The organism is Pseudomonas sp. Wu6, from assembly GCF_019891515.1.
In the GTDB taxonomy this organism is placed as follows: domain Bacteria; phylum Pseudomonadota; class Gammaproteobacteria; order Pseudomonadales; family Pseudomonadaceae; genus Aquipseudomonas; species Aquipseudomonas orientalis_A.
Genome location: NZ_JAFLXH010000009.1, coordinates 152,890 through 166,409 on the forward strand (window position 1 = coordinate 152,890; position 13,520 = coordinate 166,409).

The 13,520-nt window shown below is 60.2% G+C and carries 12 protein-coding genes; 2 read left to right on the forward strand and 10 right to left on the reverse strand.

Features of this window, described 5'->3' with window-relative positions; genetic code table 11:
- Positions 1–25: 25 nt before the first annotated feature.
- The 7 genes from J1G34_RS08970 to J1G34_RS09000 all read right to left on the reverse strand — a co-directional run bounded on the left by J1G34_RS08970 (position 26) and on the right by J1G34_RS09000 (position 8,364).
- Complete coding sequence (locus tag J1G34_RS08970; protein WP_057723417.1) at positions 26–910, reverse strand: ABC transporter permease subunit; 885 nt, start codon at positions 908–910, stop codon at positions 26–28.
- Positions 907–1,827, reverse strand: coding sequence for an ABC transporter permease subunit (locus J1G34_RS08975; protein WP_065887049.1), 921 nt, complete (start codon positions 1,825–1,827; stop codon positions 907–909). The genes J1G34_RS08970 and J1G34_RS08975 overlap by 4 nt, the downstream gene beginning before the upstream one ends.
- Positions 1,824–2,966, reverse strand: a complete 1,143-nt coding sequence (locus J1G34_RS08980; RefSeq protein WP_057723416.1) for an ABC transporter ATP-binding protein — start codon at positions 2,964–2,966, stop codon at positions 1,824–1,826. The genes J1G34_RS08975 and J1G34_RS08980 overlap by 4 nt, the downstream gene beginning before the upstream one ends.
- Before the next feature lie 62 nt (positions 2,967–3,028).
- On the reverse strand, positions 3,029–4,123 hold the full coding sequence (locus J1G34_RS08985) for a polyamine ABC transporter substrate-binding protein (RefSeq protein WP_222993833.1): 1,095 nt from the start codon (positions 4,121–4,123) through the stop codon (positions 3,029–3,031).
- Positions 4,124–4,340: 217 nt separating this feature from the next.
- The gene (locus tag J1G34_RS08990; protein WP_065934330.1) at positions 4,341–5,435 is read right to left on the reverse strand and encodes a polyamine ABC transporter substrate-binding protein; all 1,095 of its coding nucleotides are present in this window, start codon (positions 5,433–5,435) and stop codon (positions 4,341–4,343) included.
- A gap of 148 nt (positions 5,436–5,583) precedes the next feature.
- The gene (locus tag J1G34_RS08995) at positions 5,584–6,948 is read right to left on the reverse strand and encodes an aspartate aminotransferase family protein (protein WP_065897653.1); all 1,365 of its coding nucleotides are present in this window, start codon (positions 6,946–6,948) and stop codon (positions 5,584–5,586) included.
- A 57-nt stretch (positions 6,949–7,005) separates the two neighbouring features.
- Complete coding sequence (locus tag J1G34_RS09000) at positions 7,006–8,364, reverse strand: glutamine synthetase family protein (RefSeq protein WP_057723413.1); 1,359 nt, start codon at positions 8,362–8,364, stop codon at positions 7,006–7,008.
- A gap of 597 nt (positions 8,365–8,961) precedes the next feature.
- Between J1G34_RS09000 and J1G34_RS09005 the strand changes: the two genes are divergently transcribed.
- The gene (locus J1G34_RS09005; RefSeq protein WP_003176781.1) at positions 8,962–10,338 is read left to right on the forward strand and encodes a glutamine synthetase family protein; all 1,377 of its coding nucleotides are present in this window, start codon (positions 8,962–8,964) and stop codon (positions 10,336–10,338) included.
- Between the two features lie 213 nt (positions 10,339–10,551).
- Positions 10,552–11,175: a TetR/AcrR family transcriptional regulator gene (locus tag J1G34_RS09010; protein WP_065893885.1), complete on the forward strand. Its 624-nt coding sequence runs from the start codon at positions 10,552–10,554 to the stop codon at positions 11,173–11,175.
- A gap of 517 nt (positions 11,176–11,692) precedes the next feature.
- On the opposite strand, the gene J1G34_RS09015 is transcribed toward J1G34_RS09010, so the two are convergent.
- Genes J1G34_RS09015 through ssuC form a run of 3 tightly spaced genes read right to left on the reverse strand, consistent with a single transcriptional unit; the run spans position 11,693 to position 13,519 of the window.
- Complete coding sequence (locus tag J1G34_RS09015; RefSeq protein ID WP_003176783.1) at positions 11,693–11,908, reverse strand: TOBE domain-containing protein; 216 nt, start codon at positions 11,906–11,908, stop codon at positions 11,693–11,695.
- Between the two features lie 19 nt (positions 11,909–11,927).
- Positions 11,928–12,734 (reverse strand): aliphatic sulfonates ABC transporter ATP-binding protein, encoded by an 807-nt coding sequence (ssuB, locus tag J1G34_RS09020; protein WP_222993838.1) that lies wholly within the window; start codon positions 12,732–12,734, stop codon positions 11,928–11,930.
- Complete coding sequence (ssuC, locus tag J1G34_RS09025) at positions 12,731–13,519, reverse strand: aliphatic sulfonate ABC transporter permease SsuC (protein ID WP_065893886.1); 789 nt, start codon at positions 13,517–13,519, stop codon at positions 12,731–12,733. The genes ssuB and ssuC overlap by 4 nt, the downstream gene beginning before the upstream one ends.
- Between the last annotated feature and the right edge of the window lies 1 nt (position 13,520).

The following is a 13,520-nucleotide window of genomic DNA, read 5'->3' on the forward strand; positions in this document are numbered from 1 at the left end:
CCACATGTTGATCCGGTTCCGGCAGTTAGACCGGTGCCGGGGCGCGGCGCTTGTCCGGCTGCTGCCAGCCATCCGCTGCGGCTTCTTCGATGGCTTGCTGGATGGCCTTCTTGCGGTGTTCTTCGGCACGGCGGCTGAAGAACCACACCAGGAAGGTCACCAGCGACACCGCCAGCAGGATCAGGCTCGCCACCGCGTTGATCTCGGGCTTGACCCCAAGGCGCACCGCCGAGAACACTTCCATCGGCAAGGTGGTCGAACCCGGGCCCGACACGAAGCTGGCCAGTACCAGGTCGTCCAGGGACAGTGCGAACGACATCATGCCGCCCGCCGCCAGCGATGGCGCGATCATCGGGATGGTGATCAGGAAGAACACCTTCCACGGCCGTGCGCCCAGGTCCATTGCCGCTTCTTCGATCGACAGGTCCAGCTCACGCAGGCGCGCCGACACCACCACCGCCACATACGCCGCGCAGAATGTAGTGTGGGCGATCCAGATAGTGACGATGCCACGCTCCTGAGGCCAACCGATCATCTGCGCCATGGCCACGAACAGCAGCAACAGCGACAGGCCGGTAATCACCTCCGGCATCACCAGCGGCGCCGTGACCAGGCCGCCGAACAGCGTGCGGCCCTTGAACTGGCTGATGCGCGTCAGCACGAACGCCGCCAGCGTCCCCAGCGCAACGGCCGCCACCGCCGTGTAGCAGGCAATTTCCAGGGAACGCGCCACCGAGCCCATCAGCTGGGTGTTGTCCAGCAGGCCCACGTACCACTTGATCGACCAGCCACCCCACACCGTCACCAGCTTGGACTCGTTGAACGAGTAGATCACCAGGATCAGCATCGGCAGGTAAATGAACAGCAACCCCACGACCAGCATGAAGCTGGAGAAACGAAAGCGCTTCATATCTTGCCCTCCAGCTCTTTGGCCTGGCTGCGGTTGAACAGGATGATCGGCACGATCAGGATCGCCAGCATCACCACCGCCAGGGCGGACGCCACCGGCCAGTCACGGTTGTTGAAGAATTCCTGCCACAGCACTTTACCGATCATCAGGGTTTCCGGGCCGCCGAGCAGTTCAGGAATCACGAACTCGCCCACCACCGGGATAAACACCAGCATGCACCCGGCGATGATGCCGTTCTTGGACAGCGGCACGGTGATTTTCCAGAAGCTGTTGAAGGTGCTTGAGCCCAGGTCCGACGCCGCTTCCAGCAGGCTCTGGTCGTGTTTGACCAGGTTGGCGTACAGCGGCAGGATCATGAACGGCAGGTACGAATAGACCACGCCGATATACACCGCGATGTTGGTGTTGAGGATCTGCAGCGGTTCGTTGATCAGCCCCATGGACATCAGGAAGCCGTTGAGCAAGCCGTTGTTGCTGAGGATGCCCATCCACGCATAGACGCGGATCAGGATCGCAGTCCAGGTCGGCATCATGATCAGCAACACCAGCACGGTTTGCATTTCCTTGCGTGCGGTGGCGATGGCGTAGGCCATCGGATAGCCGATCAGCAGGCACAGCAGCGTGCTGAAAAAGGCCATCTTCAGCGAGCCCAGGTACGCGGCGATGTAGAGCTCGTCGCCCGCCAGCAAGCTGTAGTTGGCCAGGTTCAGCACCACTTGCAGCTTCTGCTCAACGTAGGTGTAGATCTCGGTGTAGGGCGGGATCGCCACATCGGCTTCGGCAAAGCTGATTTTCAACACGATGAAGAACGGCAGTGCGAAAAACAGGAACAGCCAGAGGAAGGGAATCCCGATGACCACCTGCTTGCCATTGGGGATTATGCGATCCAAGCGCCGCTTGAATTTCTTCATGTTCATGAGCGCAGTACCACGCCGCTGTCGTCTTCCCACCATACGTACACCTGGTCACCCCAGGTCGGCCGCTGGCCACGGCGCTCGGCGTTGGCGACGAAGGACTGCACCAGCTTGCCGCTCGGCAGTTCCACGTAGAACACCGAGTGGCCGCCCAGGTAGGCAATGTCGTGCACCTTGCCGCTGGACCAGTTGTGCTCGCAGGTCGGCATTTGGGTGGTGACCAGCAGTTTTTCCGGGCGAATCGCGTAGGTCACCGACTTGTCTTCCACCGAGGTGGCGATGCCGTAGCCCACGTAAATGTCGCGGTCCAGGTCCGGGCACTTGAGCACGGCGTGGCCTTCGGCGTCGTCCACCACCTGGGTGTCGAAGATATTGACGTTGCCGATGAACTCGCACACCAGGCGGCTGGTAGGCGTTTCGTAGATGTCGATCGGGCTGCCGATCTGGGCGATCCAGCCCAGGTGCATGATCGCGATACGCTCGGCCATGGTCATGGCCTCTTCCTGGTCGTGGGTCACCATCACGCAGGTCACGCCGACGCGTTCGATGATCTCCACCAGCTCCAGTTGCATCTGCGAACGCAGCTTCTTGTCCAGCGCCCCCATCGGCTCATCGAGCAGCAGCAGTTTCGGACGCTTGGCCAGGGAGCGGGCCAATGCCACACGCTGGCGCTGGCCACCGGACAGCTGGTGCGGCTTGCGCTTGGCGTACTGGCTCATCTGCACCAGCTTGAGCATCTCGGCCACGCGGGCATCCACTTCGGCCTTGGGGATCTTGTCCTGTTGCAGGCCGAAGGCGATGTTCTGCGCCACGGTCATGTGCGGAAACAAGGCGTAGGACTGGAACATCATGTTGATCGGCCGCTCATAGGGCGGCATGTCGGTGATGTCCACACCATCGAGGTAGATCCGACCTTCAGTCGGGCGTTCGAAGCCTGCCAGCATGCGCAGCAGGGTGGACTTGCCCGAACCCGAGCCGCCGAGCAAGGCGAAGATCTCGCCTTTCTTGATTTCCAGGGACACATCGTCCACGGCAATCGTCTCGTCGAACTTCTTCGTGACCCGGTCGATTTTGACCAGCACCTTCTTCGGTGTCTGGTCGCCCTCGAGGGCTTTCTTATAGGCGCCGGAGGCAACTGCCATTTACGAAACTCCCAACAAATTTGCAGTTCGCCCCAGGTGAGCGAACTTGGATAGTTTGAGCCTTACTTGCCCGTCTTGACCTTGGTCCAGCTACGGGTCATTAAACGCTGCACGGTCGGGGGCAGCTCGCCGTTGACGAATGTCCGATCGAGTACCGCCTGCGGTGGGTAAACCGCTGCGTCGGTGCGTATCGATTGCTCCATCAGTGAGTCCGACCCTGGGTTGGGGTTGGCGTAACCGACGTAATCACTGACCTGGGCGATCACCTCAGGTTGCAGCAAATAGTTGATGAACGCGTGGGATTCCTTGACGTTGGTGGCGTCCTTGGGGATCGCCAGCACGTCAAACCACAGGTTGCCGCCTTCCTTGGGAATCGCGTAGGCGATGTTCACGCCTTTGCCCGCCTCGGCGGCACGTGCCCTGGCCTGGAACACATCGCCGGAAAACCCGGCGGCCACGCAGATATTGCCGTTGGCCAGGTCCGAGATGTATTTGGAGGAATGGAAGTAGGTCACGTAGGGGCGGACTTTGAGCAACTTCTCCTCGGCCTTCTTGTAGTCGGCCGGGTTGGTGCTGTTCGGGTCCAAGCCCATGTAGTTGAGGACTGCGGGCAGCATTTCATCCGCCGAATCCATGAATGAAACACCGCAGCTGGCGAGCTTCTTCATGTTTTCCGGCTCGAACAGCACGGCCCAGGAGTCGATTTTGTCGACGCCCAGCACCTCCTTCACCTTATCGACGTTGTAACCGATGCCATTGGTGCCCCACAGGTACGGCACGGCGTACGCATTGCCCGGATCGTTTTTCTCAAGGCGCTTGAGCAACGCAGGGTCGAGGTTGGCGTAGTGGTTCAGCAATGACTTGTCGAGCTTCTGGAACGCCCCGGCCTTGATCTGCTTGCCCAGGAAGTGGTTGGACGGCACCACCACGTCGTAGCCGGTACGCCCGGCGAGCAGCTTGCCTTCCAGGGTTTCGTTGGAATCGAACACGTCATACACGGGCTTGATGCCGGTGGCCTTTTCGAAATTGGCCAGGGTGTCGGGGCCGATGTAGTCCGACCAGTTATAAACATGCACAGTCGGTGCGGCCTGCACGCTGACAGCCAGCGTGATACCTGCACCCACCAGCAAGGCTTTGCGAAATAAAGAAATTGGCAAGTGGAGGTCCTCTTAAATAGTTGGGCCCAAGTTGTTGCCCGGCAACAAACCGGCGCGCAACTTACCCTCGATAAACCGATCCGGCAAAAACTTTCTATCATTTAACTGTAGGAGCGAGCTTGCTCGCGAAGGTCGTCAACGCTCATGCGGGGCATCAGGCACCCCGCAGCGCTCTTGAATTTTTCGCGAGCAAGCTCGCTCCTACAGGTTTTGTGCGTTACTTGCCCGATTTGATCTTGGTCCAGCTGCGGGTCATTTCACGCTGGGTTGCAGCCGGCAGGTCGGCAATGGCGTAGAGCTTGGCCTGCACGTCCGCTGGTGGGTAGATGCCCGGGTCGCTGGTGATGTCTTTGTCGACCAGTGCGGTGGCTTTCTCGTTACCGTTCGGGAAACGCACGCTGTTGGTGATCGAAGCCATCACTTCCGGCTTGAGCAGGTAGTTCATGAACGCGTAGGCGGCTTCGACGTTTTCAGCATCTTTCGGGATGGCGACCATGTCGAAGAAACTGCCGGCGCCTTCTTTCGGAATGTCGTAGGCCACCTTGACCTTGCCACCGGCTTCAGCCGCACGGGACTTGGCCTGCTGGATGTCACCCGAGTAACCCACGGCCACGCAGATGTTGCCGTTGGCCAGGTCCGAGATGTACTTGGACGAGTGGAAGTAGCCAATCGAAGGACGGATTTTCAGGAACAGGTCTTCGGCTTGCTTGAGGTCGGCTTTCTTCTGGGTGTCGGTCGGCAGGCCCAGGTAATGCAGCGCAATCGGCAGCATTTCGGTCGGCGAATCGAGGAAGCTCACGCCGCAGCTTTTCAGCTTGGCGATGTTTTCCGGCTTCATCAGCACATCCCACGACTCGATCTTGTCCACGCCCAGCGCGGCCTTGACCTTCTCCGGGTTGTAGCCGATACCGATCGAGCCCCACATGTACGGGAACGCGTGCTTGTTGTCCGGGTCGCTGACCGACACGGCCTTGAGCAGCGATTTGTTCAGGTTGCTGTACTCAGGCAGCTTGGACTTGTCCAGCTCCTGGTACACGCCGGCCTTGATCTGCTTGGCCAGGAAGTTGTTCGACGGTACGACGATGTCATAGCCGGACTTGCCTGCCAGCAACTTGGCTTCCAGGGTCTCGTTGCTGTCGAACACGTCGTACACCACCTTGATGCCCGACTCCTTTTCGAAGTTGGCGATGGTGTCCGGTGCGATGTAGTCGGACCAGTTGTAGACGTGCAGGACTTTATTGTCCGCCTGGGCCGCGCCCGCCATTGCGCCCATCAGGGACAAGGCGAGGAGGGTCTTGCCAGCGTTTTTCAAACCTAATGCCTTCATTGGATGATGCTCCGATTTTTCTTTTTGGGCCGCACGTAGTAAATGTTTCGGGCCCAGCCAAAGGGCAACAAAACAGGACGACAGTCTGGCAAGTTCGGGGGCCCCCTTTCAACCGGCCCCCACATTTATCTACTCAGTCCTGCAATGCCGCCAACGTCAGGTCCAGGCACTGGCGGGCCTTGGTCACCAGCTCGTCGATTTCAGCCTTGCTGATCACCAGCGGCGGCGAAATGATCATGGTATCGCCCACGGCGCGCATGATCAGGCCGTTTTCGAAGCAGAAGGTTCGGCAAATCATGCCGGCGCCCTTGCCTTCGTAGCGCTTGCGCGTGGCCTTGCCCTGCACCAGCTCGATCGCACCGAGCATGCCCACACCGCGCACTTCACCCACCAGTGGATGGTCGGCCAGTTCCCGCAGACGTTTCTGCAAATACGGTGCCGTTTCTTCATGCACGCGGCTGACGATTTTTTCATCGCGCAGGATGCGGATGTTTTCCAGGGCCACCGCCGCCGCCACCGGATGCCCGGAGTAGGTGAAACCGTGGTTGAAATCGCCGCCTTCGTTGAGCACGGCCACCACGTCGTCGTGCACGATCAGGCCGCCCATGGGGACGTAGCCTGAAGTCAGGCCCTTGGCGATGGTCATCATGTGTGGCTTGAGGTCGTAGAAATCGCTGCCGAACCACTGCCCGGTACGGCCGAAGCCGCAGATGACTTCGTCGGCGACAAACAGGATGTCGTACTTGGCGAGGATTTCCTTGATGCGCGGCCAGTAGCTGTCAGGCGGCACGATCACGCCACCAGCGCCCTGGATCGGCTCGGCAATAAAGGCACCGACGTTGTCCACGCCCAGTTCCAGGATCTTCTCTTCCAACTGGTTGGCGGCCCAGATCCCGAATTCTTCAGGGCTCATGTCGCCACCTTCGCCAAACCAGTACGGCTGGGCGATGTGGGTGATGCCCGGGATCGGCAGGTCGCCCTGCTCATGCATATAGGTCATGCCGCCCAGGCTGGCGCCGGCCACGGTGGAACCGTGGTAGCCATTCTTGCGGCTGATGATGATTTTCTTGTTCGGCTGGCCCTTGATCGCCCAGTAGTGGCGGACCATGCGCAACATGGTGTCGTTGCCTTCGGAGCCGGAACCGGTGAAGAACACGTGGTTCATCCCGGCCGGTGCGACGTCGGAAATGACTTTGGCCAGTTCGAGTACCGGCGGGTGGGCAGTCTGGAAGAACAGGTTGTAGTACGGCAGTTCTTTCATCTGTTTGGCGGCGGCGTCGGCCAGTTCATCGCGACCGTAACCGATCGCCACGCACCACAGGCCGGCCATGCCGTCGAGGATCTTGTTGCCTTCGCTGTCCCACAGGTAGACGCCGTGGGCTTTGGTGATGATCCTTGGGCCTTTCTCTTTCAATTGCTTGAAGTCGCTGAACGGCGCGAGGTGGTGATCATTGCTCAAGGCTTGCCATTCACGGGTTTGCGGGTTGTTGCTGGACATACCGATCTCCTGGAATTTTCGGTGAAGGGCGCGCCATGTGAAGGCGCGCCCGGCGCATCAGACGGCGAAGAGCAGGAATTCCCGCTCCCACGAACTGATCACGCGCTTGAAGTTTTCATGCTCGGCCCGCTTGACCGCGACGTAGCCTGTGATGAATTTCTGCCCCAGGTATTTTTCGATGGTCTTGCTGTTTTCCATGCGTTCCAGGGCGTCCTCGATGGTCAGCGGCAGGCGCAGGTTGCGCCGCTCGTAACCACGGCCCACCACGGGTGCGCTCGGGTTATGGCCTTCGACCATGCCGATGTAGCCACACAGTAAACTGGCGGCAATGGCCAGGTACGGGTTGGCGTCGGCGCCCGGCAAGCGGTTTTCCACGCGGCGGTTCTGCGGCCCGGCATCCGGTACGCGCAGGCCCACGGTGCGGTTTTCTTCACCCCATTCCACGTTCACCGGCGCCGAGGTGTCGGGCAGGAAGCGGCGGAATGAATTCACGTTGGGGGCGAATAAAGGCAGCAACTCGGGGATGAATTTCTGCAGGCCGCCAATATGGTTGAGGAACAGCTGGCTCATGCTCCCGTCTTCGTTGGAGAACACGTTCTTGCCGGTGGCGATGTCGATGATGCTCTGGTGCAGGTGCATCGCGCTGCCGGGCTCGCCGGTCATGGGCTTGGCCATGAAGGTGGCGGCCACGTTGTGCTTGAGCGCGGCTTCCCGCATGGTGCGCTTGAACACCAGGATCTGGTCGGCCAGGGACAGCGCATCGCCGTGACGGAAGTTGATTTCCATCTGTGCGGTGCCGTCTTCGTGGATCAAGGTATCGAGGTCCAGCTCCTGCAGTTCGCACCAGTCATAGACGTCTTCGAACAGCGGGTCGAATTCGTTGGCGGCTTCTATAGAGAAGGACTGGCGCCCCGTCTCCGGTCGACCGGAACGGCCAATCGGCGGTTGCAGCGGGAAGTCCGGGTCTTCGCAGCGCTTGGTCAGGTAGAACTCCATCTCCGGCGCCACGATAGGCTGCCAGCCACGGTCGGCGTAGAGCTTGAGGACTTTCTTGAGTACGTTGCGCGGCGACAGCTCGATCGGGTTGCCTTGCTTGTCGTAGGTGTCGTGGATCACCTGGGCGGTCGGCTCGATGGCCCAGGGCACCAGGAATACCGCGTTCTGGTCGGGGCGGCAGATCATGTCGATGTCGGCCGGGTCGAGCAATTCGTAATAGATGTCGTCTTCGACATAGTCGCCGGTCACGGTCTGCAACAGAACGCTTTCGGGCAGGCGCATGCCTTTTTCGGCGATGAACTTGTTGGTCGGCGAAATCTTGCCCCGGGTGATGCCGGTGAGGTCGCCAATCATGCATTCGACTTCTGTGATCTTGTGGTCTTTCAACCAATCGGTGAGCTGGTCGAGGTTGTTACTCATAAATGCCTCTGGGCTGGGTTTCCTGGCATCCGTTAAAGGCCAGGCGTTGGTTGACGCAGCATCCGCGTCGTGTGTTCATTCAGGGTAGGAGCTTACCTGCCATTTGCTGCAACGTTGCATTCCTCACGCCAAAGTTGTGCGCAATTTTGATCGGCGAGGTGGACAAGGGCTTGTCAGTGGCGGATGAGATGGCAAAGAAGAGGCCGGACCGGCCGTCAAGAATATTAGCCGGTGCGCGAGCATTGACGCGGGACGAAAGGACTGCGGACAACGCCCGGTTCAAGCAGGCATAGACACCCAATGGTGGCAGGTGAAACATGAAGCACCCCGATATTATTGCTGTTATGGGTTTGAATCGAGCTTAGCCTTGTTCATTTTCTTACACAACACCCCCGTAAAAAATACAACACGGCCCGCTCAAGCCGGCTGGTCCCAAGACCCTGAAACCCAAAAAACCGCTCTAAAAAGCCCCAAAAAAGGCGCCAAGGCGCTTTTTTAGGGCAAAAAAGGCCTCGCTTGACTTCGGCATGCCGTTCGGGTTGACTGAAAACAGAAAAGATCAATGATTGATATTTTTAACAACAAAGGTGTTGCATCATGTCGGTACCCCCGCGTGCCGTTCAGCTTAACGAAGCGAACGCGTTCCTTAAGGATCATCCTGAGGTTCTGTACGTAGACCTTCTAATTGCGGATATGAATGGTGTGGTGCGCGGCAAGCGCATCGAACGCACCAGCCTCCACAAGGTTTACGAGAAGGGCATTAACCTGCCTGCCTCTTTATTTGCCCTGGATATCAATGGCTCGACGGTGGAAAGCACCGGCCTGGGCCTGGACATCGGCGATGCTGACCGAATCTGTTATCCAATCCCCGACACCCTGTGCAATGAACCCTGGCAAAAGCGCCCTACCGCGCAACTGCTGATGACCATGCACGAACTCGAAGGTGAACCCTTCTTCGCTGATCCACGCGAAGTACTGCGCCAAGTGGTGAGCAAGTTCGACGACATGGGCCTGACCATCTGCGCCGCCTTCGAGCTTGAGTTCTACCTGATCGACCAGGAGAACGTGAACGGCCGCCCTCAACCGCCGCGCTCGCCGATCTCCGGCAAACGCCCGCATTCGACACAGGTCTACCTGATCGACGACCTCGACGAATACGTCGACTGCCTCCAGGACATTCTGGAAGGTGCCAAGGAGCAAGGCATCCCGGCCGATGCCATCGTCAAGGAAAGTGCCCCGGCGCAGTTCGAAGTGAACCTGCACCACGTCGCCGACCCGATCAAGGCCTGCGACTACGCGGTACTGCTCAAGCGCCTGATCAAGAACATCGCCTACGACCATGAGATGGACACCACCTTCATGGCCAAGCCTTACCCGGGCCAGGCAGGCAACGGTTTGCACGTGCACATCTCCATTCTGGACAAGGACGGCAAGAACATTTTTGCCAGCGAGGATCCCGAGCAGAACGCCGCATTGCGTCACGCGATCGGCGGTGTGCTCGAGACCCTGCCCGCCCAGATGGCGTTCCTGTGCCCCAACGTCAACTCCTACCGCCGTTTCGGCGCACAGTTCTACGTGCCGAATTCGCCGTGCTGGGGCCTGGACAACCGCACCGTGGCGATTCGTGTACCGACCGGCTCGTCCGATGCGGTGCGCATCGAACACCGCGTGGCCGGCGCCGATGCCAACCCTTACCTGCTGATGGCTTCGGTATTGGCCGGCGTGCACCACGGCCTGACCAACAAGATCGAACCGGGCGCGCCCGTGGAAGGCAACAGCTACGAGCAGAACGAACAGAGCCTGCCGAACAACCTGCGCGATGCCCTGCGCGAGTTGGACGACAGCGAGGTGATGGCCAAGTACATCGATCCCAAATACATCGATATCTTCGTCGCCTGTAAGGAAAGCGAGCTGGAGGAGTTCGAACACTCCATCTCCGACCTTGAGTACAACTGGTACCTGCATACCGTGTAAGCGGTTGCGGTGTTGAAGAAACGCCACAGGCTTGAGGGTCTGTGGCGTTTTTTTTGCGCTGCACTCTCGTTCCCGCGCTCCGCGTGGGAATGCATCAAGGGACGCTCCGCGTCCCAAGAGCAGACGCGGAGCGTCCAGTGAGGCATTCCCACGCAGAGCGTGGGAACGATCCTAGGGTCGCGTACAATGCCCGCTGCCTTGTAGGAGACTTCCATGACAACCGCCGCCCCTCGCAAACCTCGCGCCCGCAGTCAAGCGCGGATCGACGCGATCCTGGACGCCGCCCGCGCCTTGCTGGCGGCCGAAGGCGTGGCCGGTTTGTCGATCTACAGCGTGGCCGAACGGGCGCAGATCCCGCCATCGTCGGTGTACCACTTTTTCGCCAGCGTGCCGGCACTGCTGGAGGCGTTGACGGCCGATGTGCACGCCGCCTTTCGCGCGGCCATCCAGGCGCCCATCGAACACGACTCGCTCAAGACCTGGCGCGACCTGTCCTGCATCGTCGAGCAGCGCATGCTCGCCATCTACAGCCATGACGCCGCCGCGCGCCAGTTGATCCTGGCCCAGCATGGGTTGACTGAAGTGACCCAGGCGGATCGTCAGCATGACCTGGAACTCGGCGATTTGATGCTGGCGGTATTCAACCGCCACTTTGAAGTGCCGACACTACCGAGCGATGTGGATGTGTTCGCCCTGGCGCTTGAATTGAGCGACCGCGTGTATGCGCGCTCGGTGCATCAGCATGGTCAGATTACGCCGCGCATGGCGCAGGAAGGCATGCGGGTGTTTGATGCGTATGTGGGGCTTTATTTGCCGGCTTACCTGCCCAAGCGCTGAGTCTTGTGTTGGCTGGGCCGGCGTCATCGGGGGCATAGGTATCTACACACCTGCGTAGCACCCAACCGTAACCACGATGCGAAGCGAGTCGCTCTTGATCTGGCTTTTGATCTTGGTCTTAGGCGCCCCGTTAAACCACGCTGGCCGAACGCAGGCTTGAATCCGTGGGTAACCCGGCAGGACGCCGGGTTAGCCGCACTGGGCCAGGGATGGCCCATTGCGGCGGCCCACGGATTCAAGCCGAAGAGAGGGCACACCGAGCCCAAGCGAGGTGCCGAGTGGTGGGGCAAGAGCCCTTTGGTTACTTTGGGGCTTTTCCAAAGTGACCCGCCGTCAGGGCGGAACCCTAAGTGGCCGTGACCGCAGAAACGGATATGTACTCGGTCCAACATCCTGGTCGGCCCAGAGGCCGCCATCGGGGGCAAGCCCCCTCCCACATTTAGATCTGTGAATACAGTCAAAGTGTGGGAGGGGCGGTGCGACGATTCGACTTGCCCCCGATAGCGGTCTGAAGCAGTCACAGCTTGGCAATCGACACCTCAGTCGATTTCACAAAGGCAATCACCTCGCTGCCAATCACCAGCTCCAGCTCTTTCACCGAGCGCGTGGTGATTACAGACGTGACAATGCCCGAGGCCGTCTGCACGTCGATCTCCGACAACACGTCGCCCACCACGATTTCCTTGATGGTGCCTTTGAATTGGTTACGCACGTTGATGGCTTTAATAGTCATGATGGTTTTCCTGTACAGGTTATTGAGCCCAACGCAATTGCGTCGGCAGCGGTGAAACAGGTTCGGGTTCCGGCGGTGAGCCGGGCAGCGACAGCACGCGGCTGAGCACTTCGGCCTCCAGCGCGGCCAGGCGATGTGAGCCACGGGCGCGTGGACGTGGCAGGTCGATGCTCAGGTCGAGGCCGATTTCGCCGTCTTCGATCAGGATGACCCGGTCGGCAATCGCCACGGCTTCGCTGACGTCATGGGTGACCAGCAGCACGGTAAAGCCGTGTTTTTGCCAGAGGTTTTCGATCAGTTGCTGCATCTCGATCCGGGTCAGGGCATCCAGCGCGCCCAGCGGTTCGTCGAGCAGCAACAGGCGCGGCTGGTGAATCAAGGCGCGCGCCAGGGCGACGCGTTGCTTCTGCCCACCGGACAAGGCCGCCGGCCACTCATCGGCACGCTCGGCCAGGCCCACCGCCTCCAACGCTTGCAACGCCCTGGGACGCCAGTTGCCCTTGAGGCCCAGGCCGACGTTGTCGATGATCTTTTTCCACGGCAGCAGGCGCGCTTCCTGGAACATCAGCCGCGTGTCTTCGATCGCCTCGTGCAGCGGCGCGGAGCCCGCCAGCAGTTCGCCGCCACTGGCGTTGTCCAGGCCCGCCAGCAGGCGCAGCAAGGTACTCTTGCCGCAACCGCTGCGGCCGACCACGGCCACGAACTGGCCGGCAGGAATATGCAGGTCGATGTCCTTGAGCACTTCGCGAGCGCCAAAGGACTTGCGCAACTTGCGCACCGCCAGGGGGATACCCTTGAGCAGGCGCGGGGGTTGTTGAGCCGTCATGCCGCACCTCCCTTGTTCACTTGATACGCCGGGTGCCAGCGCAGCCATACCCGTTCCAGGCCACGCGCCGCCAGGTCGGCCAGTTTGCCGAGGATCGCGTACATCACGATCGCCAGCACCACCACGTCGGTTTGCAGGAATTCGCGGGCATTCATCGCCAGGTAACCGATGCCGGAACTGGCCGAGATGGTTTCCGCCACGATCAACGTCAACCACATGAAGCCCAGGGCAAAGCGCACGCCCACCAGGATCGACGGCAACGCGCCCGGCAGGATCACTTGCCAGAACAGGCTGAAGCCGGACAAACCGTAGCTGCGCGACATTTCCACCAGCGCCGGGTCGACGTTGCGGATGCCGTGGTAGGTGTTCAGGTAGATCGGAAACAGCGTGCCCAGCGCTACCAGGAAAATCTTCGCGGTCTCGTCAATCCCGAACCACAGGATCACCAATGGAATCAGCGCCAGGTGCGGCACGTTGCGGATCATCTGCACCGAGCTGTCGAGCAAACGTTCGCCCCACTTCGACAGGCCGGTGATAAAGCCCAGGGCCAGGCCGATGCTGCCACCGATCACAAAGCCCAGGCCCGCGCGCCAGCCGCTGATAGCCAGGTGCGTCCAGATTTCGCCGCTGCGGACCAGGTTGACGCCAGCCTCGATAACGGCACTGGGCGCCGGCAGAATACGCGTGGACAACCACCCTGCCGTCACCGACAACTGCCACACCGCCAGCAATAGAATCGGCAGCACCCAGGGCGCCACGCGATGGCTGAGTTTCTCAAGGTTCATG